Annotated in this window: 21 protein-coding genes; 12 read left to right on the forward strand and 9 right to left on the reverse strand. The window is 51.5% G+C overall.

Going from position 1 to position 21,690, the window contains the following annotated elements; all coding sequences use genetic code 11:
• Positions 1 to 149: 149 nt before the first annotated feature.
• The 3 genes from rarD (at position 150) to FFT88_RS14060 (ending at position 1,912) form a co-directional block, all read left to right on the forward strand.
• Positions 150 to 1,040: an EamA family transporter RarD gene (rarD, locus tag FFT88_RS14050; RefSeq protein WP_000339104.1), complete on the forward strand. Its 891-nt coding sequence runs from the start codon at positions 150 to 152 to the stop codon at positions 1,038 to 1,040.
• A 98-nt stretch (positions 1,041 to 1,138) separates the two neighbouring features.
• Complete coding sequence (gene yigG / locus FFT88_RS14055) at positions 1,139 to 1,519, forward strand: protein YigG (protein ID WP_276606372.1); 381 nt, start codon at positions 1,139 to 1,141, stop codon at positions 1,517 to 1,519.
• Positions 1,520 to 1,531: 12 nt separating this feature from the next.
• Positions 1,532 to 1,912: a DUF2628 domain-containing protein gene (locus FFT88_RS14060; RefSeq protein WP_000032581.1), complete on the forward strand. Its 381-nt coding sequence runs from the start codon at positions 1,532 to 1,534 to the stop codon at positions 1,910 to 1,912.
• Between the two features lie 40 nt (positions 1,913 to 1,952).
• On the opposite strand, the gene corA is transcribed toward FFT88_RS14060, so the two are convergent.
• Both corA and ysgD read right to left on the reverse strand, forming a co-directional pair.
• Positions 1,953 to 2,903, reverse strand: a complete 951-nt coding sequence (gene corA, locus FFT88_RS14065; RefSeq protein WP_130209436.1) for a magnesium/cobalt transporter CorA — start codon at positions 2,901 to 2,903, stop codon at positions 1,953 to 1,955.
• Positions 2,904 to 3,053: 150 nt separating this feature from the next.
• The gene (gene ysgD / locus FFT88_RS25615; protein ID WP_211180520.1) at positions 3,054 to 3,110 is read right to left on the reverse strand and encodes a protein YsgD; all 57 of its coding nucleotides are present in this window, start codon (positions 3,108 to 3,110) and stop codon (positions 3,054 to 3,056) included.
• 161 nt (positions 3,111 to 3,271) lie between these two features.
• On the opposite strand from ysgD, the gene FFT88_RS14070 reads away from it, so the two are divergent.
• Together FFT88_RS14070 and FFT88_RS14075 are read left to right on the forward strand one after the other, a co-directional pair.
• Positions 3,272 to 4,036 (forward strand): phosphodiester glycosidase family protein, encoded by a 765-nt coding sequence (locus tag FFT88_RS14070; RefSeq protein WP_135403515.1) that lies wholly within the window; start codon positions 3,272 to 3,274, stop codon positions 4,034 to 4,036.
• Positions 4,037 to 4,118: 82 nt separating this feature from the next.
• Positions 4,119 to 5,021, forward strand: a complete 903-nt coding sequence (locus FFT88_RS14075) for an S-adenosyl-l-methionine hydroxide adenosyltransferase family protein (RefSeq protein WP_130223379.1) — start codon at positions 4,119 to 4,121, stop codon at positions 5,019 to 5,021.
• A 106-nt stretch (positions 5,022 to 5,127) separates the two neighbouring features.
• Here the strand turns inward: FFT88_RS14075 and uvrD are convergent, their stop codons facing one another.
• The 6 genes from uvrD to FFT88_RS14105 form a co-directional block, all read right to left on the reverse strand.
• Entirely contained in the window at positions 5,128 to 7,290 is a 2,163-nt protein-coding gene (gene uvrD, locus FFT88_RS14080) for a DNA helicase II (protein ID WP_135403516.1), read from the reverse strand.
• 83 nt (positions 7,291 to 7,373) lie between these two features.
• Complete coding sequence (gene yigB, locus FFT88_RS14085; RefSeq protein ID WP_130223381.1) at positions 7,374 to 8,090, reverse strand: 5-amino-6-(5-phospho-D-ribitylamino)uracil phosphatase YigB; 717 nt, start codon at positions 8,088 to 8,090, stop codon at positions 7,374 to 7,376.
• Positions 8,090 to 8,986: a tyrosine recombinase XerC gene (xerC, locus tag FFT88_RS14090; protein ID WP_135403517.1), complete on the reverse strand. Its 897-nt coding sequence runs from the start codon at positions 8,984 to 8,986 to the stop codon at positions 8,090 to 8,092. Before xerC ends, yigB begins: the two co-directional genes overlap by 1 nt.
• Positions 8,983 to 9,690, reverse strand: a complete 708-nt coding sequence (locus FFT88_RS14095) for a DUF484 domain-containing protein (RefSeq protein WP_130219517.1) — start codon at positions 9,688 to 9,690, stop codon at positions 8,983 to 8,985. The genes xerC and FFT88_RS14095 overlap by 4 nt, the downstream gene beginning before the upstream one ends.
• Positions 9,687 to 10,511, reverse strand: coding sequence for a diaminopimelate epimerase (dapF, locus tag FFT88_RS14100; RefSeq protein WP_001160654.1), 825 nt, complete (start codon positions 10,509 to 10,511; stop codon positions 9,687 to 9,689). The genes FFT88_RS14095 and dapF overlap by 4 nt, the downstream gene beginning before the upstream one ends.
• 36 nt (positions 10,512 to 10,547) lie before the next feature.
• Entirely contained in the window at positions 10,548 to 10,751 is a 204-nt protein-coding gene (locus tag FFT88_RS14105; protein WP_000799889.1) for a lipoprotein, read from the reverse strand.
• A gap of 188 nt (positions 10,752 to 10,939) precedes the next feature.
• Here FFT88_RS14105 and FFT88_RS14110 point away from each other — a divergent pair, with 188 nt between their 5' ends.
• Genes FFT88_RS14110 through cyaY form a run of 3 tightly spaced genes read left to right on the forward strand, consistent with a single transcriptional unit; the run spans position 10,940 to position 14,108 of the window.
• Positions 10,940 to 12,418 (forward strand): DKNYY family protein, encoded by a 1,479-nt coding sequence (locus FFT88_RS14110; protein ID WP_135403518.1) that lies wholly within the window; start codon positions 10,940 to 10,942, stop codon positions 12,416 to 12,418.
• On the forward strand, positions 12,415 to 13,740 hold the full coding sequence (locus tag FFT88_RS14115) for a DKNYY family protein (RefSeq protein WP_135403519.1): 1,326 nt from the start codon (positions 12,415 to 12,417) through the stop codon (positions 13,738 to 13,740). Before FFT88_RS14110 ends, FFT88_RS14115 begins: the two co-directional genes overlap by 4 nt.
• 47 nt (positions 13,741 to 13,787) lie before the next feature.
• Positions 13,788 to 14,108, forward strand: coding sequence for an iron donor protein CyaY (gene cyaY / locus FFT88_RS14120; protein ID WP_000999936.1), 321 nt, complete (start codon positions 13,788 to 13,790; stop codon positions 14,106 to 14,108).
• A gap of 39 nt (positions 14,109 to 14,147) precedes the next feature.
• On the opposite strand, the gene cyaA is transcribed toward cyaY, so the two are convergent.
• Positions 14,148 to 16,694: a class I adenylate cyclase gene (gene cyaA, locus FFT88_RS14125; protein ID WP_135403520.1), complete on the reverse strand. Its 2,547-nt coding sequence runs from the start codon at positions 16,692 to 16,694 to the stop codon at positions 14,148 to 14,150.
• Between the two features lie 373 nt (positions 16,695 to 17,067).
• Here cyaA and hemC point away from each other — a divergent pair, with 373 nt between their 5' ends.
• From hemC to hemY, 4 genes are read left to right on the forward strand one after another with little or no spacing between them, the layout of a single operon-like run.
• Positions 17,068 to 18,009, forward strand: coding sequence for a hydroxymethylbilane synthase (hemC, locus tag FFT88_RS14130; RefSeq protein WP_130237980.1), 942 nt, complete (start codon positions 17,068 to 17,070; stop codon positions 18,007 to 18,009).
• Complete coding sequence (gene hemD, locus FFT88_RS14135; RefSeq protein ID WP_135403521.1) at positions 18,006 to 18,746, forward strand: uroporphyrinogen-III synthase; 741 nt, start codon at positions 18,006 to 18,008, stop codon at positions 18,744 to 18,746. The genes hemC and hemD overlap by 4 nt, the downstream gene beginning before the upstream one ends.
• A 21-nt stretch (positions 18,747 to 18,767) precedes the next feature.
• Positions 18,768 to 19,967, forward strand: coding sequence for a uroporphyrinogen-III C-methyltransferase (gene hemX, locus FFT88_RS14140; protein WP_135403522.1), 1,200 nt, complete (start codon positions 18,768 to 18,770; stop codon positions 19,965 to 19,967).
• A 2-nt stretch (positions 19,968 to 19,969) separates the two neighbouring features.
• Positions 19,970 to 21,166 carry a protoheme IX biogenesis protein HemY gene (hemY, locus tag FFT88_RS14145; protein ID WP_130223391.1) on the forward strand — a complete coding sequence of 399 codons (1,197 nt, stop codon included), beginning with the start codon at positions 19,970 to 19,972 and terminating at the stop codon, positions 21,164 to 21,166.
• Positions 21,167 to 21,690: the final 524 nt, after the last annotated feature.

The following is a 21,690-nucleotide window of genomic DNA, read 5'->3' on the forward strand; positions in this document are numbered from 1 at the left end:
CAGGCCTACCAGAGAAATGCAATATATTGAATTTGCATAGTTTTGTAGGCTGAATATGGCGTTAACGCCGCATCCAGCATGAACAAAGCACACTTTGTCAGCAAACTGAGCAGGTCAACTGCTATCAACAACAAAAAATGAGTTTTCCAATGGATGCAAAACAAACGCGGCAGGGCGTATTACTCGCTCTTGCCGCTTATTTTATTTGGGGTATCGCCCCAGCGTACTTCAAGCTGATTTACTACGTGCCCGCCGATGAGATCCTGACGCATCGCGTGATCTGGTCGTTTTTCTTTATGGTGGTACTGATGAGCATCTGCCGCCAGTGGTCCTATTTAAAAACGCTGATTCAGACGCCACAGAAAATTTTTATGCTGGCAGTCTCTGCCGTGCTGATTGGCGGCAACTGGTTACTGTTTATCTGGGCGGTGAACAATCACCATATGCTGGAAGCCAGTCTTGGGTACTTTATTAATCCACTGGTGAATATAGTGCTGGGGATGATTTTCCTCGGCGAGCGATTCCGCCGGATGCAATGGCTGGCGGTGATTCTGGCGATATGTGGCGTGTTGGTCCAGCTGTGGACTTTTGGTTCGCTACCTATTATCGCGCTGGGGCTGGCGTTTAGTTTTGCCTTCTACGGCCTGGTACGCAAGAAAATTGCCGTTGAAGCGCAAACCGGCATGTTAATCGAAACCATGTGGTTGCTGCCCGTGGCGGCGATTTACCTGTTTGCTATTGCCGACAGCTCAACCAGCCATATGGGGCAAAATCCTATGTCGCTGAATTTACTGCTGATCGCCGCCGGTATTGTCACTACCGTACCGCTGTTGTGTTTTACCGCCGCAGCCACGCGCCTGCGTCTCTCAACGTTAGGCTTTTTCCAGTACATTGGCCCGACGCTGATGTTCCTGCTGGCTGTGACGTTTTATGGTGAAAAACCGGGTGCCGATAAGATGGTGACTTTCGCCTTTATTTGGGTGGCGCTGGCAATTTTTGTGATGGATGCGATTTATACGCAGCGTAGAACGTCCAAATAAAAAATAAATATATTCTGAAAAAATATGCCTGCTCTTGCATGCATGAGAGTGGGCATATTGCCATGCTGACAGGAGACTCACACAAGGATGTAAAATTTATGTTACGTATATTTATCCCAACATCTAACGGTAAGATTTCCAGACGCCGATATATATTTTCATTTATTTTAATAAATTTCATTTTTGCCTTTCTTATTATCTTTTTTAACGATGGGGAAGCAGGTTTTCTTGTTATAGTCTCTACCATCGCACTCCATTATCTCGTCATCAACATGAATTGCCAACGACTCCGTGATAGTGGTTTCATATATATAAAAACGTATGTTTTTGGTACATTGGCAGTATATATTATCTCTATCATCACAATGATAGCCGAAGATTTTGCCTGTTCAGGCAATGGTTCGATGATTTTTTTAATTTGCTACTTTTCCACTTTCAGTATGCTAATGCTTGCACCTACTGATTCATCAAAACAATAGTACGGAGTATTTATGAGTAAGGAATATATGAACGATGGTTCATTAAGTGAAAAATGGAAATATCGATTTAATTTTTATGATCAACATGGTTTTCCTGGATTCTGGGGGGCAACACCAGAATATAAAGCAGCATTTAAAGCATTAAAAGTAAGACAACGCTTAACTATTCAAATGAATTTCATTGCTTTCTTCTGTTCCTGGATATATTTATTTGTCCTGGGATTATGGAAAAAAGCAATTATAGTTCTATTACTTGGTATTCTATCTCTATTTGTTGGTGCACTAATTGGCGTTAACATTCTGGGAATTGCCGTAGCAGCCTATGTTGCTGTTAACACGAACAAATGGTTCTATGAGAAAGAAGTAAAAGGGTTAAATACCTGGAGTCTTTGAATAAGAGATGGCTTAGCCTGGCTAAGCCACCGCCTTCTTTTTACAACCAGTTCTTGCGCTTAAAGTACAGATACGGTGCCAGGCCCGCGAGGATCATAAAGATAATCGCTGCCGGGTAGCCGAAGCTCCACTTCAACTCTGGCATAAACTCAAAGTTCATCCCGTAGCTGGAAGCGACCAGCGTTGGCGGCAGGAACACGACGGATACCACCGAGAAGATCTTGATGATGCGGTTCTGCTCGATGTTGATAAAGCCCATCGCCGCCTGCATCAGGAAGTTCACCTTCTGGAACAAGGATTCGTTATGCGGCAGCAGGGACTCGATATCTCGCAGGATTTCACGCGCCTGCTCCAGTTGCCCACCCGGTAAGCGTGCTTTACGCACCAGGAAGTTGAGCGCGCGCTGGGTATCCATCAGACACAGGCGAACTTTCCAGCCGATATCCTCCAGTTCTGCCAATGTGGAGAGTGCCTCGTCGTACTCATCGCCCTGACGCCCTTCCATAATCACCCGGCTCAGTTGCTCCAGATCGCTGTAGATGTTTTCAATTTCATCCGCTAACTGTTCGATTTTGGTTTCGAACAGATCCAGCAGCAGCTCGTAAGCGTTACCGTCTACCATCGACTGGCTGCGGGCGCGCATACGATACAGACGGAATGCAGGCAGCTCGCGTTCACGCAGTGTAAACAGACGACCATCGCGGATGGTAAATGCTACAGTAGAGTTACCGGCGTGATCTTCCGCATCTTCAAAGAAGAAGAAGGAGTGAATATGCAGGCCGTCATCGTCTTCAAAGAAACGCGCCGATGCTTCGATGTCTTCCAGTTCCGGGCGGGTTGCCAGGCTCTGGCCAAGTTCAGATTGTACGCGCAGTCGCTCGTCGTCATCCGGTTCGACAAGATCAATCCATACTGCATTTACAAGGGGTTGTGACTCTTCGACTTCCAGCCGGGTCAGTCGGTTATTTTCCAGTTGAAATGCGCTCAGCATGACCGGGACTCCCAATGCTTAAAATATCGGACAGTTCGGTGGGCACACAGAAACAAATTGAGTTTCAGACCATTAAACAGCCTGACTCAGCGCGACGGGAAAATTGAGGTCGCTGACAACCGCTAAGGCTATCAGCAAAAGGGGATAGCCTTAGGAGTTGATCCTGGATGACAGGATAGTGAGCCAGTATCTACTGGGTGTGTCCAAGGCGAATGTCCTCTTAGAGTGATCGTGCGCGCATGTTACGCCAGCAAAATTTTGCCGTCAACACGCAACGGAACACCACAGAACAATAGTTGAACTTCGCGCTTTTTGGTACTCGTCAAGGTCATTAACAGGATAAAAAAATCCCACATCCAGGACCTATAATGGCGCATCGGCTACTCATTGGTAAAGGAATGATCACCTTGAATCTCAAACGGATTTTTCTCGCCCTCACCTTGCTTCCCTTGTTTGCTGTTGCTGCTGATGACTGCGCGCTCTCTGACCCAACGCTGACTGTGCAGGCGTATACCGTTAATCCTCAAACCGAACGGGTGAAAATGTACTGGCAAAAAGCCAATGGCGAAGCGTGGGGAACGTTACATGCACTGCTGGAGGATATTAATAGCCAGGGGCAAGTTCAGATGGTGATGAACGGCGGCATCTATGATGAAAGCTATGCGCCGCTCGGTTTGTACATCGAAAACGGTCAGCAGAAAGTGGCGTTAAATCTCGCCTCGGGGGAAGGTAATTTCTTTATCCGTCCTGGCGGCGTTTTTTATGTTGCGGGAAATAAAGTCGGCATCGTTCGTCTGGATGCCTTCAAAACCAGTAAAGAGATTCAGTTTGCGGTGCAGTCAGGGCCAATGTTGATGGAAAACAGTGTAATTAATCCGCGTATTCATCCCAACGTCGCCTCACGTAAAATTCGTAACGGTGTTGGGATTAATAAACATGGGAATGCCGTGTTTTTGTTGAGCCAGCAGGCGACAAATTTTTATGATTTTGCCTGTTATGCCAAAGCGAAACTGAACGTTGAGCAGCTGCTTTATCTTGATGGCACGATTTCACATATGTATATGAAAGGCGGGGCAATCCCGTGGCAACGCTATCCTTTTGTCACCATGATTTCCGTCGAGCGGAAAGGTTAAGCATTGTACACTCGAGGAGGCCAGACAAACTGGGGCTGGCTACACAGCTGGAAAATCATCAGATAAATGAAGGGAAACAAAAATGAAAAAAACGCTCGCAACGTTATTTTTATTAACGTGTCTGGGATCATCGTCCGCTTATGCGGATAACGCTTTGATTTTACAAACTGATTTTAGCCTGAAAGATGGGGCCGTCTCGGCGATGAAAGGCGTCGCTTTCGGCGTTGACCATAATCTTAAAATCTTTGATTTAACCCACGAAATTCCACCGTATAACATCTGGGAAGGTGCTTATCGCCTGTATCAGACTGCCAGTTACTGGCCGCAAGGTTCGGTGTTTGTCAGTGTGGTCGATCCGGGCGTAGGCACTGACCGTAAATCGGTAGTGCTGAAAACCAAAAACGGTCAATACTTCGTTTCACCGGATAACGGTACGCTCACTTTGGTGGCGGAATCGCTGGGTATTGAGAGCGTCCGGCAAATCGATGAAAAAACCAACCGCCTGAAAGGTTCCGAAAAGTCATATACCTTCCATGGTCGCGATGTATATGCCTACACAGGGGCGCGTCTGGCTTCCGGCGCGATTTCCTTTGAGCAGGTGGGGCCTGAGCTTCCGGCAAAAGTTGTCGAACTGCCTTATCAGAAAGCCAAAGCAACAAAAGGTGAAGTGAAGGGCAATATCCCGATTCTCGATATTCAGTACGGCAATGTCTGGAGCAATATCAGCGACGAGTTGTTGAATCAGGCGGGGATCAAACTCAACGATACGTTATGTGTGACCATTTCCGAAGGTTCCGAGAAAAAATACGAAGGGAAAATGCCGTATGTCGCCAGCTTCGGCGATGTGCCGGAAGGCCAGCCGATGGTCTATCTGAACAGCTTGTTGAATGTTTCCGTGGCGCTGAATATGGATAATTTTGCGCAGAAACATCAGGTTGCGTCTGGTGCTGACTGGAATATTGATGTGAAGAAGTGCGCTAAGTAAGGTGCTGATGCCGGATGCGGCGTAAACGCCTTATCCGGCCTGGCGGGTGCAATTCTCGTAGGCCGGATAAGGTGCGCAGCACCGCATCCGGCAACGTGATCGTAAATTACACCGTCTCCAGTCGGGCGTAAGCTGCCACCAGCCATTTGATTCCCTGGCCCTGGAATGCCACCTGCAACCGGCTATGCTCGTCGCTGCCTTCCATATTGACGATAGTGCCTTCACCAAACTTAGCGTGGCGCACGCGCTGGCCGAGTTTGTAGCCGCTGTCGTTCTCGACCATCGGCGTACCCATCCGCTGATGGCTAACCGGGCGGCTTACCGTGGCGCGCAGGCGCACCTCTTCCACACACTCTTCCGGCAGCTCGCCGATAAAGCGCGACGGGCGATGGTAAACCTCTTTGCCATACAGACGGCGAGTTTCCGCGTAGGTCAGCGTCAGTTTCTGCATCGCGCGGGTTACGCCAACGTAGGCCAGACGGCGTTCTTCTTCCAGACGCCCACCTTCATCCAGCGACATCTGGCTTGGGAACATGCCCTCTTCCATACCGACGATAAACACCTGCGGGAACTCCAGACCTTTCGCCGAGTGTAGCGTCATCAACTGCACCGCATCCTGCCAGGTATCCGCCTGCCCTTCACCTGCTTCCAGTGCCGCATGGGAGAGGAATGCCTGCAGCGGCATTAAATCTTCATCTTCTTCGTTGTAGCTGAACTGGCGCGTTGCCGTCACCAGTTCCTCTAAGTTTTCGATACGCGTCTGACCTTTTTCGCCCTTCTCCTGCTCGTACATGGTGCGCAGGCCGGAGTCTTTAATTACCCGGTCAGTCTGTACATGCAGCGGCATATCGGCAGTTTCCTGTGCTAAGGCGTCGATCAGTTCCATAAACCGCTGTAAGGCGCTGGCAGCACGTCCGGCGAGGGCTTTTTCCTGCAACAGTTCACGACACGCTTGCCAGAGTGTTAACTGGCGATCGCGCGATGTTTGACGCACCACGTCCAGCGTCCGGTCACCAATACCCCGCGTTGGCGTATTGACCACGCGCTCAAAGGCCGCGTCGTCGTTGCGGTTGGCAATCAGGCGCAGATACGAGAGCGCATCTTTGATTTCCTGGCGTTCGAAGAAGCGCATCCCGCCGTAAATACGGTACGGCATACTCGCCTGCAATAACGCCTCTTCCAGCACGCGCGACTGGGCGTTGCTGCGGTAGAGAATCGCGCACTCGGCAAGCGCCCCGCCGTTGTCCTGCCAGGTCTTGATGCGGTTAACCACAAAACGCGCTTCGTCGAGTTCGTTAAAAGCGCAATAGAGGGAAATCGGCTCACCGTCCGCGCCATCGGTCCACAATTTTTTACCCAAACGCCCGTTGTTGTTTTCAATCAGGGCGTTAGCGGCGCTCAGAATATTGCTGGTAGAGCGGTAGTTCTGCTCCAGACGGATAGTTTCAGCACCGGGGAAATCATTGAGGAAACGCTGAATATTCTCGACCTGCGCCCCGCGCCAGCCGTAGATTGACTGATCGTCATCGCCAACAATCATTACTTTGCCAGTGTCGCCCGCCAGCAGGCGGATCCACGCGTACTGAATGTTGTTGGTATCCTGGAATTCGTCCACCAGGATGTTGGTAAAACGTTCGCGGTAGTGTTGCAGGATATGCGGCTTGTTAAGCCACAGTTCGTGGGCGCGCAGCAGCAGCTCGGCGAAGTCCACCAGGCCCGCGCGGTCACACGCTTCCTGATACGCCTGATACACCTTCTGCCAGGTCTGCTCCACCGGGTTACCGTAGCTTTGAATATGATGCGGACGCAGGCCTTCATCTTTCTGGCTGTTGATGTACCACATTGCCTGGCGCGGCGGCCACTGCTTCTCGTCGAGGTTCATGGCTTTGATCAGACGCTTAAGCAGGCGCAGCTGGTCTTCACTGTCGAGGATCTGGAAATCCTGCGGCAGGTTGGCGTCCATATGGTGCGCACGCAGCAGGCGGTGCGCCAGTCCGTGGAAGGTACCGACCCACATGCCGCCCTGGCTGGTGCCCATCAGTTGCCCGATACGATGGCGCATCTCCGCCGCCGCTTTGTTGGTAAACGTCACCGCCATAATCGAGTATGGCGAGCAGTTTTCCACGCTCATCAGCCAGGCAATACGATGCACCAGTACGCGCGTCTTACCACTGCCCGCGCCCGCCAGCACCAGAAGGTTGCTGCGTGGCGCGGCCACCGCTTCGCGCTGTTTGTCATTAAGGCTATCGAGCAGGTAAGAAACGTCCATTGGCACCGCCGCGTAAAAATAGGTTGGGCGGAGAAGCGCAACGCCCTCCGCCAAAAAGCTGGGTATATATACAGATTTGCTGATTATATCAGCGAGGTCAGAGATGCCAACCGGGAAATTTCCAGATGCGGGAGTAAACGGCTATCCCAGGTTTGCATCAGATCGCCATTTTCCGGTCTGATCCAACAGGCCTGCATTCCGCTGCGAATTGCCCCGCCCACGTCAGTGGTGAGATCGTCCCCAACATGTAAGATCTCGCCGATCGGCACGTTGAGTTTTTCCGCCGCCAGGAAGTACATATCGCTGAACGGTTTCGAGCGCCCGTGCGGGCCAGCGCGCAGCACAAACTCAAAATAATCCCCCAAACCAAACAGCTCCGGCTGGGCGTTACCGTTGGTGATCGCCACCAGCGGCCATTTCTTCGCCAGCTGTTTTAAGGTGTCGTGCGTTTGCTGCGGAACATCGATCCGGCTGCGCCATTTGGCAAAGTTGATCATTGCTGCGTGTGCGCCTGCACTGGCTTCTTCGGCACTCAGCCCGGCGTCGAGCATCGCTTGTTCAATCGAACGAAAACGCCAGCGCGTCACGTCGTGATAAATCTCGGGTTCCGCTTCCCGTACCGCCTGGCGCAGGCGTTGCAGATCTTCATTCTGGAAGCTGCGCAGCGCCGGATGATAATTTTGCACAAAGATAAGTGCTTCTTGCTCAGTACGTTGGATCACCGGACGGTTATCGTAAAGGGTATCATCCAGGTCAAAGGTGAGCGCCGAGATGCGCCCCAAAGGCCGGTAAAAACGCATTATTTCCCCCGTTTGGCGCGTGGATGCGCCGCATCGTACACCGAGGCAAGGTGTTGAAAATCAAGATGAGTATAGATTTGCGTGGTGGAGAGGTTGGCATGACCCAGCAGCTCCTGCACACCACGAAGATCGCCGCTCGACTCCAGCATATGCGTAGCGAACGAGTGACGTAATTTATGCGGGTGAACGTGATTATTCAGCCCTTGTTTTATGCCCCATTCGGCAAAGCGTTTCTGTACATTACGCGCGGAGATACGCTTGCCCAGTTTCGACAGGAAAAGCGCGTCGTCTTCGCTGCCAAACAGGTCGCGCAAATCAAGCCAGTGCTCAATCCACGCCACGGCGTTGCGACCAATCGGCAGGCGGCGCTCTTTGCTGCCTTTCCCCATCACCCACACTTCGCCGGACTCCAGGTCGAGGTGTTTGATATCCAGCCCCACCAGTTCGGAAAGACGCAGACCCGCGCCGTACATCACTTCCAGCATTGCCCGGTCGCGCACGGCGAGGGGATCGTTGATATCAATATCCAGCAGCCGATTCATATCGTCGACGTCGATATTCTTCGGCAGATGACGTGGCGCTTTCGGTGCCGAAACACCTTTCGCCGGGTTGGCTTTGAGCTCGTTCTGGCTGACCAGCCAGTCAAAAAAGCTACGTAGCGCAGAGAGGCGTAATGCGAGGCTTGCCGCGCCCAGCCCTTTACGGCGACTGCGTACAGCAAAATTGCGTACCATCGCTGCATCGCATTGTTGCCAGCTTTGCAGGCCGTTTTCGCTGGCAAAATTGATGATCGCCTCAAGCTGACGCTGGTAGTTAAGTAGGGTTATCGGGCTAAGCTGACGCTCCACGCTCAGATAACGTAGATAGCGTTCTACATCGGTATGTAAATTGGTCATACGCGTTCAATCCAACGCTCCAGAAGCTCCGGCAACATCAGCGCAATTTCATCAAGTAACTGCGTTCCCTGCCCTTGTTGATAGTGATTAGCATCGCGACTGGTGAACAGCACTACGCCTAAATCAGCATCGCTTCCCAGCATCGACATCGCCACCGATCCCACCGCTTTCGCTTCCGGTAGCACCACCAGCAGCTCCGGCCCGTTAAGCGGCCCCAGATAGTGCTGCTCCTGCCCCAGACGCTGAATACGCAGTGGTTCGAAAGCCTGACGGTTTAATGCCAGATGAGTATGGTTCGACGGCGCACCTAAGCGCCAGCGATCCGGAAACAGACGCACACTCGCGCCCGCCAGACCGAGATCGCGCGCCCAGCGGTGAAAACGCATCAGCATATCGTCGAGACTGCTGGCGGCGGTGAGACTGCGCTGCAGGTAGAGTAAGCGATAAAACAGGCCTTCGTTGGCGATAGCCTGTTCCATCAAGAGCGACATGTTCTCTTCCAGAACATGAATATGGTTACGCGCGCGAGCCATATGCCATTCGACCAACGAAACGGTACCGCGTACCGGATGTGGCACACGTATCGCTTCTACTGCGCGCGCATTGCGGATAAAAAACTCAGGATTTTTAATCAGATAATCGACAACCGCCCGGTCATCAAGCTCCGTGAGTGTTTCCTGTAGTTCTTCCCCTGGTTGCTTCATAGATGAATAAATCCGTCGTAAACATGTACTGCCGGACCCGTCATATATAACGGATGACCCGGACCTTTCCAGGCGATATCAAGACGACCACCAGGGAGTTCCACACGTACTTCTTCGGCCAGCAAACCTTGCTGAATCCCTACCGCAACCGCCGCACACGCGCCGCTGCCGCAGGCCTGGGTTTCTCCTGCCCCACGCTCATAAACGCGTAAACGAATATGCTCGCGCTTAACCACTTGCATAAAACCGATATTGGCGCGCTCCGGGAAACGTTCGTGGCTTTCCAGAACAGGCCCCAGTGTTTCTACCGCCGCAGTATCGACATCATCGACCTGAATCACGCAGTGCGGATTTCCCATCGACACCACGCCACATAAGATTGTCTGCTCGGCGGCGCGCATAATATAGGTCTTTTCCGCTTTGTTAGCGCGAAACGGCACAGCGGAAGGTTCGAAGTTGGGCTCGCCCATATTTACGCGGACCAGATCATCATCGGTGACGGTCAGAACCATCCGCCCGTTGGCGGTGCTGACGCGGATATCGCGCTTATTGGTCAGCCCTTTCAGACGCACAAAACGGGCAAAGCAGCGCGCGCCGTTGCCGCACTGCGCCACTTCACTGCCATCAGCATTAAAAATGCGATAGTGAAAATCCAGTTCAGGATCATACGGCGGCTCAACCACCAGCAACTGATCAAACCCTACTCCCAGGTGCCGATCCGCCAGGCGACGAATCAGTTCCGGTGAAAAAAAGACATTCTGCGTTACCGCGTCGACGACCATAAAATCGTTGCCAAGGCCATGCATTTTCGAGAACTGCATCATTTACTCCAATCACGCGGGTACAGAAACTGACTTTTAGTAATTCACCTGGGATGGACCATCGCCAGTGGCGCGGTCGTTTTTATCCGGCACCGTGGATTGCGTTTGCGTCTCAACCGGTTTGGTCGGCGGCGGTGCGTTTTTATCTGCAGGCGGGAAATAGAGCGGACCTTTCAGACCGCAGCCCGTCAGGCTGAAGAGAGTAAGTAATACAGTGAGTGCCTTAAACACGTTTTTCATTATGGATTGCCTGTAAAGTTCATCGCTTTCTGCTTTCTATCATCGCAGGAGAAGGCGTAAAAGCAAGCATTTAGCGACTCTTTATGAAGTCTGAAAAGTGAGGAATTGCTGCGAGTATAACGCTTACACGTGGGGATTTATGTTTTGCTGGTGGTTTCGTGATCGGCACCTCGCGCCAGGATGGCTTTATGCACTATCGCAATGTGGTTTGTTTGTTGGCTTGTTCGTTGTTTTTATCGTCGGCATGGGGATGTCGGCTTTCCGCGCCTGAACATAATATTTACCAGAAACAGGGAAAAGGCGTGGTATACCTGCGCCCTTATAAAGAAACAAATCTTTCTCTTCCTGACGTGAATTACAAAAGTTTGCGTCGGTTACCCAATTTATTAATAGACCCGACAACACTAGACGAATGGGATAAAGAACCGCCTCTGACTGATTTGACAATCGACTACCTCTATGAGGGCGCACAGGCCTGGTATCCTCATTATTCCTGGTATAGCGATGGTCGCAATATCCTCTACGCGGGTGAAGTTGTGCAAAACCCTCCCGGCACACCTCCCGTCGATGTCGCCTCGTTCAAGGCATGGGGTGATTTTGCCGCAGATAAACACAGTCTCTATTTTGAAGGCAAGCGCACCGATGACAATGGTGGGGGAAATAGCTTAGATATCAAAACGCTGCATCAGGTGGAATTCCGGCCTCCCTGGGATCCTGACTTACTGGGGCTGATATTACGTGACGCTAATTTCTTGTATATCAATGGGCATCGCCTCGCAGATCCCGATAGTTTCCATGTGCTGGCACAAAAGTCCTGGGATCAGCGAGGAACGTTTTCTACCGCGTTTAATCCCTGTGTGGCTATGCCATTTGGCCCCTGGGATACCCTTGCCCGAACATGGACCAAAATCCTGATCAACGGCGAACAGCTTGATGCCGACCCGGACACCTTTTCCGTCGTGCGCTGGATGCCCGGCTCACTCTTGACCTGGCGTGATAAAAACGGGCTGCAGCGTAAAGTCCTCGACAAGGAAAATCTGGCGTGGGATGAGGATTTAACAAAGCACTGTCTGGATTTTTCTCTGCTGGAAAAGAAAGTGTTCTGGCGTAAAGGGCCTGCTTGTAAACAGGAAGAGTTACCCGGACTCGATCCTGAACAGTTCCACCCCATCAGTGATGCTGTCGCCCAGTATCAGGACTCGCTTTATACCATCATCGAAACAGAGTCTGGTGACCGCAAGCTGGAGATCGTAAAACTCGATGATCCCAATCTTATTATCAACAAACGTTTCAACGCCGGGAAACACCACGGCTATTTACTTACGCGTGCCGAAGGGTGGCCATACCATTCCGGTTTACACGTGTTTGAATCTGACGGACCGCTGATCTTACTGGATAACCGCTCTCCGGATGAACGCGAAGCCCATCTTAATGACCATCCCTTTATGCGCAGATGGTATGCCCGCGATAACCGCTACGTTTACAGCTTTGATGGCGCGCAGCTCTGGCGATACCGCACCGCGGATCCGAAACAAGTTCGCTTAATCTGGAAGGAACAACATTCGGGATATGGCTATGGCGTAAATTACAAAACGGGATATCTGGACGGAAAAATTACCGATGACGGCGAATTTATTCCTGCCCCGCGCAATGAGGCGACAAAATGAAGGGTCAAATAATCACAGTTGCACTCATCCTGTTGGGGCACACATTTCTGACGCCTGCTGTACAGGCCATAGGGTTCGACTATTACAACGATCACGGTGTCATGTCTTACGGTAAAGGTAATTGGGTGGATAAGAAAATCATTGCCCAATTTCCGAAGATGAACAGGACCGATTTGCGCCTTGTGACAAATATATCCGGGGAGCGGGAGTTGGTGGAAGGCTATATACCTTCCGATGAAATAAGCATAGAAAATGAGGAATATCACTGGGTGACAGACGGCCGCGTTATTCTCTGGCGTGGCAAAATCGTTAGCAATCCACCGGGAACACCCACTGTCGATATTGCCAGCTTTCAGGCTATGGGCCGCTTCGCGGTCGATAAATATAGCCTCTATTTTGACGGACAGCGTACCGAAAGTAATAGCGGCGCGTCACGTGTTGATCTGGCGACACTAAAAGCTATCGAAGGTAACTCTACCACGCTGGTGGATAGTAAAAATCTCTACTTGTCCGGTAGACGTCAGGGGAGCAGCAGTGATGTTACTGTATTAGAAAAAAGATGGTGGGGTATTAATCCACGTCTTATGAGTGTAAACAGAAATTTGTATTCCAATGATCTGCTTATCCGCAGTGGGCAGAATATTTATTTAAATGGCGTTCGCCTTGCGGCGGATGCAGATTCATTTGAAATAATTCGCTGGATACCTCATTCACTGCTGGTTTTTCGCGACAATAAGGGTCTGCATCGTTATCCCTTTGGTCAATTATCTGGCAAAGCGATACCCGTAGATGATGACGTCTCTTTTGAAGTAGGGGAAAGTCGCGTTCGCTGGCGTAAACAGCTCACGCCCGACCGTCAGTGGAGCAAGTGGATAGACCTACCGGGTATTGAACCTGAACAATTTCATCTGATTACTGGCAATATTGCGCAGTATAAAGATCGGCTGTATGTAACAAAATTATCGGCATTTGGTGAAGACCAGCTTGAGATAATCCCGCTGGATACGCCAGACCTGGTCATTGAACGCTCATTTAATAGCGGTAAACAGCATGCTTATTTTATCCGCCCATTACGGTCAAAGAGTGTGCAAATTATTCCAGTTAACGGTCCGCTAACTAAAAACGATCGCTTCGCTTATGACGATCGCAATGTTTATACATGGACCGATACAGAGGTAAGGATTACGCCATCCCCCTGCCCGGCTAAAACACGCGTCAGAGAAGAGAATGTGCGTGAAATTCATAACAGAGACATTATTATTCCGGTGACGGATGAATCATGCCGGAACGCAGCCGCAGAGGTGCAAACTTTGAAGCCCTGACCCCATGCCGCTATACTGCCGCCATCACTTAAAAACAGGATACAACAATGAACGACAGTGAATTTCATCGCCTGGCTGACCAACTGTGGCTGACCATTGAAGAGCATCTGGACGACTGGGATGGCGACAGCGATATCGACTGCGAAATCAACGGTGGCGTGCTGACCATTACCTTTGAAAACGGCAGCAAAATCATTATTAATCGTCAGGAACCGCTGCACCAGGTGTGGCTGGCGACCAAACAGGGCGGCTACCATTTTGACCTGAAAGGCGATGAGTGGATTTGCGACCGTAGCGGTGAAACCTTCTGGGATTTGCTGGAGCAGGCGGCAACGCAGCAGGCGGGTGAAACCGTCAGTTTTCGCTAAGATTGCATGCCGGATAAGCCTCGCTTTCCGGCACGCTCATCACGAAAAATACTGCTGTAATAGCGGCGCATCGTGATCCTGGTTGGCAGGCGGCATGTTGCCAATAGATTTGGTGCGGAACGGAATCACCTGTTCGCGACCATCGACCTTCACAATCTGATAGAACTGCGGCAGGTTGAAGTTGATGAAGCTTGAGCCGTAGGTGAAGCGGTCGTGCGATGACGAGTAGAAGCGACTGACGTCACGCACCAGTTCCTCTTTGCTGCCTTCGCAGTGGTGATACACCTCAACCCGGTTGCTTTCGTCGAGAATGTAGATATTAAAGCCATTCTCGTCCTGCGTTTCTTCGAAGAAAAACTGGATGATCCCTTCGCTGGCAAAGCCGTCCACCACCGCCGGTAATTTGACGTGATTGGTTTCAACCTGCACTGACAGGCCGTGCAGTTTGTTATGCGAAATAGCGCCATAAAACTCGATGGCGTTCTCCAGTTTCTGTACCGATACATTCAGGCGTTCGAAGAACAAGCCCCAGGTTTGACCAGAAACGCGCAGCGCCTTGAAGCGCCCGGTTTCCTGGCGGGTGCTGGAAAGACGCAGTTCAATACACTCAGAAACCAGTTGCTGCACGCGAGTACGGATTAAGCCGCGCAGATGCTGGCTATAACAGAAGACTTCCACGCTATCTGGCGGTGCGGCGTCCTGATGCATTTTGCCGAGAATGGTTTTCAGGGCTTCGATCATCGATTGCTCGCCGTTGAAGTGCAGCGTACGCACTTCGTTCCAGGAGTTGCGGTACAGCAGGTCAACACTACCTACCAGGCAATTTTGATTCTCGCCAAAGCTGAAGACATCCAGCTTACGGAAATCAAAATGCACCACCTGATTGCGGAACGCAGCTGTCGGGTCATATTCCAGGTTAACGATAATCGCCAGATGGCGGATCTCACACGGGCTGTAGAGCGCCTTCGGTGTCGGTGCAGGTAAGCGCAGCGGGAAATGGTGCGACACGTCGGCGACCATCTCCTGCAACTTCGGCAAGTCGACAACGCCGTTGCCTTTAATGTACAAACGGGTGCGCGAGGTCAGCAAGCCGTTAAACCATGCCCACGCCACCAGTTTATTCAGGTAACGGTTATATTCCAGCGGCTGATGGCTGATGATCGACTCAATATTTGGCGCGCGGTTATACAGATACCAACCTGAACGGTTAGCACGGCCCGGCGGTACATAAATAAAGGTCAGATTCGGTTCCGAGAGATCAGGTGAAATCTGCGGGTTTACCAGCGTCACTTTACCCGGTAATGCTTCAAACGCGGCGTACAGTTTACGCGTCAGCACGCCGATATCCTGCGGGCTGGCGGAGACGCTAAGGTTATTGCGGCGCGCAAAGCGGATCAGATTACGGTAGCTCTGCATCATTGCGTCGAGCAGCTCGTTGTGCGCCTCACGCACCTGATCTATCTTCCAGTTAGCGCGGTTATCGAGCATTGCCAGACGAGCATCGTCCCATTCCCACTCTTTCACCAACTGGCTTAACACTTCACGACGCCAGCCTACGCAGGCGCGTTCACGGCTGAGTTTTTCGCACACTTTTAAATAGAAGCAGCGGCGTACTAAATCCAGACGGGTGAAATCTTCAATCGCCGTCAGGTACTCAGTAACACGCTCCAGCATCATGCAGTACGGATCGAGGCCAAACGACACAATTTCGCCGTCGTGCAAACGCTGTTTGATATCTTTCGCCAGCAGGCGTGGATTCGGATATTCCCAGGAATAGGCTTCCAGCAGCAGTGTCTTCAGCACCGCTTTGTACGGGGAATCGATACTTTTGTAGAGTTGCCAAAGGCTGGCACCAAAGTACTCTTCAGCGGAAAGCGAGCTTAAGCCGCCGAGATCCAGCCATTCATTTGGCGTCAGCACGCCCTGCGCGTAGAGCGTCATTACGTAGTCATCGTAATGCTCTTCTTCGTCGCAAGGCACCATATTCCACAGAATACGCTTACCGGCGAGACGCACGGCGGTACGGTAAAATTCATCAAGAAGCAGTATATGCTGGGTGGAGCCGCAATCTTCGCCCCCCAGACTGCCACTCTCGTTGTGGCGGAAACGGTTTTCATCAATCAGGAAGAAGCTAACTTCCACCCCCAGCGAGGCAGCCCAGCTTTCCAGCAGGCTACATTTACGTTGTAGTAACTGGCGCTCTTCGCTATCGAGCCAGGATTGATGACAGACCCAGATATCCAGGTCAGAGGAACAACTTTGCCCTACGGACGAAGTACTGCCCATGGTGTATACACCAGTAATCGGAAGCTCGCCTTTCGGCGGGTCCTGTACTGACATTCCACGATACAGTTCAAGTTCGTTCAGGTAGTGGCGTTGGGTTTCATCAGGCGTGTAAAGGCAAATGCCTTTGGGAACGTTACCATCAAGGTAACCCGGCATTAGCGGATGGTGATAGTGCAACAATGTCGGCAGCAGACTGTAAACCTGTTGGAATGCAGGCCCCATGGCAGCAAGCGCGCGATCCACGCGCAATTGATTTATGGCATCCAGTCTCTGTTTCAGAGTCTCAATATAGAGGTACAAGACGTATCGCCTGATTTGCTACCCGTCATGTCTGTGATTCCGGCAACATCAACGGAAACACGCGGCATTCGGGATATTTCGTATGTCAAAGGTAACTGTTACCACTTTCCGCGCCTGGTTTTTTTAGTTTCACGACGAAAAAATGGTCTAAAACGTGATCAATTTAACACCTTGCTGATTGACCGTAAAGAAAGATGCGCTACATACAAGTGTAGCACCGTTTATTCTCTGTAAATTCCTTATTACGACGGCTTGAAACGCCTGTCAGGATTCCATTTACGTTTTGCATTAACGTCAACGTTTCACCACAACACTGACATCGCTCCAGCAAGGATGTTAGGATGGACCACGGATGATAATGACGGTAACAAGCATGTTAGACAATGTTTTAAGAATTGCCACACGCCAAAGCCCACTTGCACTCTGGCAGGCACACTATGTCAAAGACAAGTTGATGGCGAGCCATCCGGGATTAGTCGTTGAACTAGTACCGATGGTGACGCGTGGCGATGTAATTCTTGATACGCCGCTGGCGAAAGTAGGCGGAAAAGGCTTATTTGTTAAAGAGCTGGAAGTCGCGCTTCTGGAAAACCGCGCCGATATCGCCGTACATTCGATGAAAGATGTGCCGGTTGAATTCCCGCAAGGTCTGGGGCTGGTCACCATTTGCGAACGCGAGGATCCGCGTGATGCCTTTGTGTCCAATAATTATGACAGTCTGGATGCGTTACCGGCTGGCAGTATCGTCGGGACTTCCAGCTTACGTCGCCAGTGCCAACTGGCGGAACGCCGCCCGGACCTGATTATCCGCTCTCTGCGTGGGAACGTTGGAACACGCCTTAGCAAGCTGGATAACGGCGAATACGATGCCATTATTCTTGCCGTGGCTGGATTAAAACGTTTAGGGCTGGAGTCCCGCATTCGCGCTGCGCTGCCCCCTGAAATTTCTCTTCCGGCAGTCGGACAAGGTGCCGTAGGTATTGAATGCCGCCTTGATGATACGCGTACCCGCGAGCTTCTTGCCGCGCTTAATCACCATGAAACCGCGCTACGCGTCACCGCTGAACGTGCGATGAATACCCGTCTGGAAGGGGGTTGTCAGGTGCCGATTGGCAGCTATGCCGAACTTGTCGACGGCAAAATCTGGTTGCGTGCGCTGGTCGGTGCGCCGGACGGTTCGCAGATTATTCGTGGTGAACGCCGCGGTGCGCCGCAGGATGCCGAGCAAATGGGGATTTCACTGGCGGAAGAGCTACTGAATAACGGCGCACGGGAGATTCTCGCTGAAGTCTATAACGGAGACGCGCCAGCATGAGTATCCTGGTCACCCGCCCATCTCCAGCTGGAGAAGAGTTAGTGAGCCGTCTGCGCACACTGGGGCAGGTGGCCTGGCATTTTCCGCTGATAGAGTTTTCCCCGGGTCGGCAATTGCCACAACTTGCCGACCAGCTATCAGCACTTGGTGAAGGCGATCTATTGTTTGCCCTTTCGCAACACGCCGTTGCTTTTGCCCAATCACAACTGCATCAGCAAGCCCTTAAATGGCCATCACTTGCTGGTTATTTCGCCATCGGCCGCACCACTGCGCTGGCGCTGCATACCGTGAGCGGACACCAGGTTCGTTATCCGCAGGATCGGGAAATCAGTGAAGTCTTGCTACAATTACCGGAATTACAAAGTATTGCGGGCAAACGTGCGCTGATATTACGTGGCAACGGCGGTCGTGAGCTGATTGGAGAAACTCTGACGGCACGCGGTGCTGAAGTCACTTTTTGTGAATGTTATCAACGGTGCGCCATTCATTATGACGGTGCAGAAGAGGCGATGCGTTGGCAATCCCGCGAGGTGACGACCGTCGTTGTTACCAGCGGTGAAATGTTGCATCAACTCTGGTCATTGATCCCACAATGGTATCGTGAGCACTGGTTACTACGCTGTCGGCTTTTGGTCGTCAGTGAGCGTTTGGCGAAACTCGCCCGGGAACTGGGCTGGAATGACATTAAGGTCGCCGATAACGCTGACAACGATGCGCTATTACGGGCATTACAATAACTCTCATAACAGGAAGCCATAATGACGGAACAAGAAAAAACCTCCGCCGTGGTTGAAGATACCAGGGAGGCCGTGGACACCACGCCACAACCTGTCGTTGCAGAAAAGAAGAGTAAGAACAGTACCGCTCTGATTCTCAGTGCGGTGGCTATCGCCATTGCTCTGGCAGCAGGCGTCGGTTTGTATGGCTGGGGTAAACAACAGGCCGTCAGTCAGAATGCCACCAGCGATGCCCTGGCGAGCCAACTCACGGCACTGCAAAAAGCCCAGGAAACCCAAAAAGCGGAGCTGGAAGGCATTATTAAGCAACAGGCTACGCAGTTAGAGCAGGCGAATCGACAGCAAGAAACGCTGGCCAAAAAGCTGGATGAAGTTCAACAAAAGGTCGCCACTATTTCAGGTAGTGACGCCAAAACCTGGCTTCTGGCACAGGCGGACTTTCTGGTAAAACTTGCCGGACGTAAACTCTGGAGCGATCAGGACGTCACCACCGCAGCAGCGTTACTGAAAAGCGCTGATGCCAGCCTGGCAGATATGAATGACCCCAGCCTGATTGCTGTTCGTCGGGCAATTACCGATGATATCGCCAGCCTTTCTGCGGTATCACAGGTGGATTATGACGGTATTATCCTCAAGTTGAATCAGCTCTCTAATCAAGTGGATAACCTGCGTCTGGCCGACAATGATAGCGACGGTTCGCCAATGGATTCCGATGGTGAAGAGCTTTCCAGCTCCATCAGCGAATGGCGCATCAATCTGCAAAAAAGCTGGCAGAATTTTATGGACAACTTCATTACGATTCGCCGTCGTGATGATACTGCCGTACCGCTGTTAGCGCCGAATCAGGATATCTATCTGCGCGAAAATATTCGTTCCCGTCTGCTGGTCGCCGCACAAGCTGTGCCGCGTCATCAGGAAGAGACGTATCGTCAGGCGCTGGAGAACGTCTCCACCTGGGTTCGTGCTTATTACGATACTGAAGATGCAACGACCAAAGCATTCCTCGACGAGGTGGACCAGTTAAGCCAGCAAAATATCTCGATGGATCTTCCGGAAACCCTGCAAAGCCAGGCGATGCTGGAAAAACTGATGCAGACTCGCGTGCGTAACCTACTGGCACAACCGGCAGCAGGGGCAACGGAAGCTAAACCTGCACCTGCACCTGCACCTGCACCTGCACCGCAAGCTGATGCCCCGGCAGCCGCGCCGCAAGGAGAATAACCATGCTAAAAGTGTTATTGCTCTTTGTGTTGCTGATTGCGGGGATCGTGGTCGGCCCGATGATTGCCGGTCATCAGGGTTACGTACTGATCCAGACCGACAACTACAATATCGAAACCAGCGTGACTGGCCTGGCGATCATTTTGATTCTGGCGATGGTCGTGCTGTTTGCCATTGAGTGGCTACTGCGGCGGATCTTCCGCACCGGCGCGCACACCCGGGGTTGGTTTATCGGACGTAAGCGTCGCCGCGCACGTAAGCAGACAGAACAAGCGCTGCTAAAACTGGCGGAAGGCGATTATCAGCAAGTTGAAAAGCTGATGTCAAAAAATGCCGATCACGCTGAACAGCCGGTGGTGAACTACCTGCTGGCTGCCGAAGCCGCACAGCAACGAGGGGATGAAGCGCGCGCCAATCAGCATCTGGAACGCGCAGCGGAACTGGCGGGTAACGACACCATTCCGGTGGAAATCGCCCGCGTTCGCCTGCAACTGGCACGTAATGAAAACCATGCGGCACGCCACGGCGTGGATAAGTTACTCGAAGTCACACCACGCCATCCGGAAGTGCTGCGTCTGGCGGAACAGGCTTATATCCGTACCGGCGCGTGGAGCTCATTACTGGACATCATCCCGTCAATGGCGAAAGCCCACGTTGGTGACGAAGAACATCGCGCAATGCTCGAACAACAGGCATGGATTGGCCTGATGAATCAGGCGCGGGCCGATGACGGCAGCGAAGGTTTACGTAACTGGTGGAAAAACCAAAGCCGGAAAACGCGTCATCAGGTGGCGTTGCAGGTGGCAATGGCGGAACATCTTATTGAGTGTGACGATCATGATACTGCCCAGCAAATTATCATCGACGGCCTGAAACGCCAGTATGATGATCGCCTACTGCTGCCGATCCCACGACTGAAAACCAACAATCCGGAACAGCTTGAAAAAGTGCTACGCCAGCAAATCAAAAACGTCGGCGATCGCCCGCTGTTGTGGAGCACATTGGGCCAGTCACTGATGAAGCACGGCGAATGGCAGGAAGCATCCCTCGCCTTCCGCGCGGCACTGAAACAACGCCCGGACGCCTACGATTACGCATGGCTTGCCGACGCGCTGGACAGACTGCACAAACCGGAAGAAGCCGCATCGATGCGCCGCGACGGTTTGATGTTGACGTTGCAGAACAACCCGCCGCAATAGTTCTTTCTAACCCGGAGGCAAGCACCTCCGGGGCCTTTCTGATACATAAAAAAACGCCTGCTCTTATTACGGAGCAGGCGTTAAAACAGGTCTGTATGACAACAAGTGGGTGCTTCACTCAACGTTGTGTCCATGGTGTCTGATGAGGCATAAGCGACATCTGTCAGTGGACGATAAGCACCGTAAACGGCTCTGCGTCATTCCTAAGTTTATGAGGCACTAAGGCGAACATAAGAGATGGAATGAGCATCTACCCAATTATTATGCCACACAGGCCCGGGAAATAACATCCTTTAATACTTGTTATGAGACAATTCTGCAATCCAGGTTTCTTTCGTTCGCAATAATTACCTGAGAAAATATCATCCAGAACCTTACTCTCTTTAATTATTAATACTGTGAATTGTTAAAAATATTCAATAAGAAATATATATATTAATTACACTTCTAATCAAAAATAGCATCAATAATCAACACGATACAATAAACCTGCGTTACATATCCCCCGCCCGAAGGGTAGGATT

The sequence above is a fragment of the Escherichia sp. E4930 genome (assembly GCF_005845405.1).
In the GTDB taxonomy this organism is placed as follows: Bacteria; Pseudomonadota; Gammaproteobacteria; order Enterobacterales; family Enterobacteriaceae; genus Escherichia.

Bases quoted from the DNA above. Each gene is read 5' to 3' on its own strand.
- rarD (WP_000339104.1), top strand. From the start codon at position 150: ATGGATGCAAAACAAACGCGGCAGGGCGTATTACTCGCTCTTGCCGCT.
- yigG (WP_276606372.1), top strand. From the start codon at position 1,139: ATGTTACGTATATTTATCCCAACATCTAACGGTAAGATTTCCAGACGC.
- FFT88_RS14060 (WP_000032581.1), top strand. From the start codon at position 1,532: ATGAGTAAGGAATATATGAACGATGGTTCATTAAGTGAAAAATGGAAA.
- corA (WP_130209436.1), bottom strand. From the start codon at position 2,903: ATGCTGAGCGCATTTCAACTGGAAAATAACCGACTGACCCGGCTGGAA.
- FFT88_RS14070 (WP_135403515.1), top strand. From the start codon at position 3,272: ATGGCGCATCGGCTACTCATTGGTAAAGGAATGATCACCTTGAATCTC.
- FFT88_RS14075 (WP_130223379.1), top strand. From the start codon at position 4,119: ATGAAAAAAACGCTCGCAACGTTATTTTTATTAACGTGTCTGGGATCA.
- uvrD (WP_135403516.1), bottom strand. From the start codon at position 7,290: ATGGACGTTTCTTACCTGCTCGATAGCCTTAATGACAAACAGCGCGAA.
- yigB (WP_130223381.1), bottom strand. From the start codon at position 8,090: ATGCGTTTTTACCGGCCTTTGGGGCGCATCTCGGCGCTCACCTTTGAC.
- xerC (WP_135403517.1), bottom strand. From the start codon at position 8,986: ATGACCAATTTACATACCGATGTAGAACGCTATCTACGTTATCTGAGC.
- FFT88_RS14095 (WP_130219517.1), bottom strand. From the start codon at position 9,690: ATGAAGCAACCAGGGGAAGAACTACAGGAAACACTCACGGAGCTTGAT.
- dapF (WP_001160654.1), bottom strand. From the start codon at position 10,511: ATGCAGTTCTCGAAAATGCATGGCCTTGGCAACGATTTTATGGTCGTC.
- FFT88_RS14105 (WP_000799889.1), bottom strand. From the start codon at position 10,751: ATGAAAAACGTGTTTAAGGCACTCACTGTATTACTTACTCTCTTCAGC.
- FFT88_RS14110 (WP_135403518.1), top strand. From the start codon at position 10,940: ATGCACTATCGCAATGTGGTTTGTTTGTTGGCTTGTTCGTTGTTTTTA.
- FFT88_RS14115 (WP_135403519.1), top strand. From the start codon at position 12,415: ATGAAGGGTCAAATAATCACAGTTGCACTCATCCTGTTGGGGCACACA.
- cyaY (WP_000999936.1), top strand. From the start codon at position 13,788: ATGAACGACAGTGAATTTCATCGCCTGGCTGACCAACTGTGGCTGACC.
- hemC (WP_130237980.1), top strand. From the start codon at position 17,068: ATGTTAGACAATGTTTTAAGAATTGCCACACGCCAAAGCCCACTTGCA.
- hemD (WP_135403521.1), top strand. From the start codon at position 18,006: ATGAGTATCCTGGTCACCCGCCCATCTCCAGCTGGAGAAGAGTTAGTG.
- hemX (WP_135403522.1), top strand. From the start codon at position 18,768: ATGACGGAACAAGAAAAAACCTCCGCCGTGGTTGAAGATACCAGGGAG.
- hemY (WP_130223391.1), top strand. From the start codon at position 19,970: ATGCTAAAAGTGTTATTGCTCTTTGTGTTGCTGATTGCGGGGATCGTG.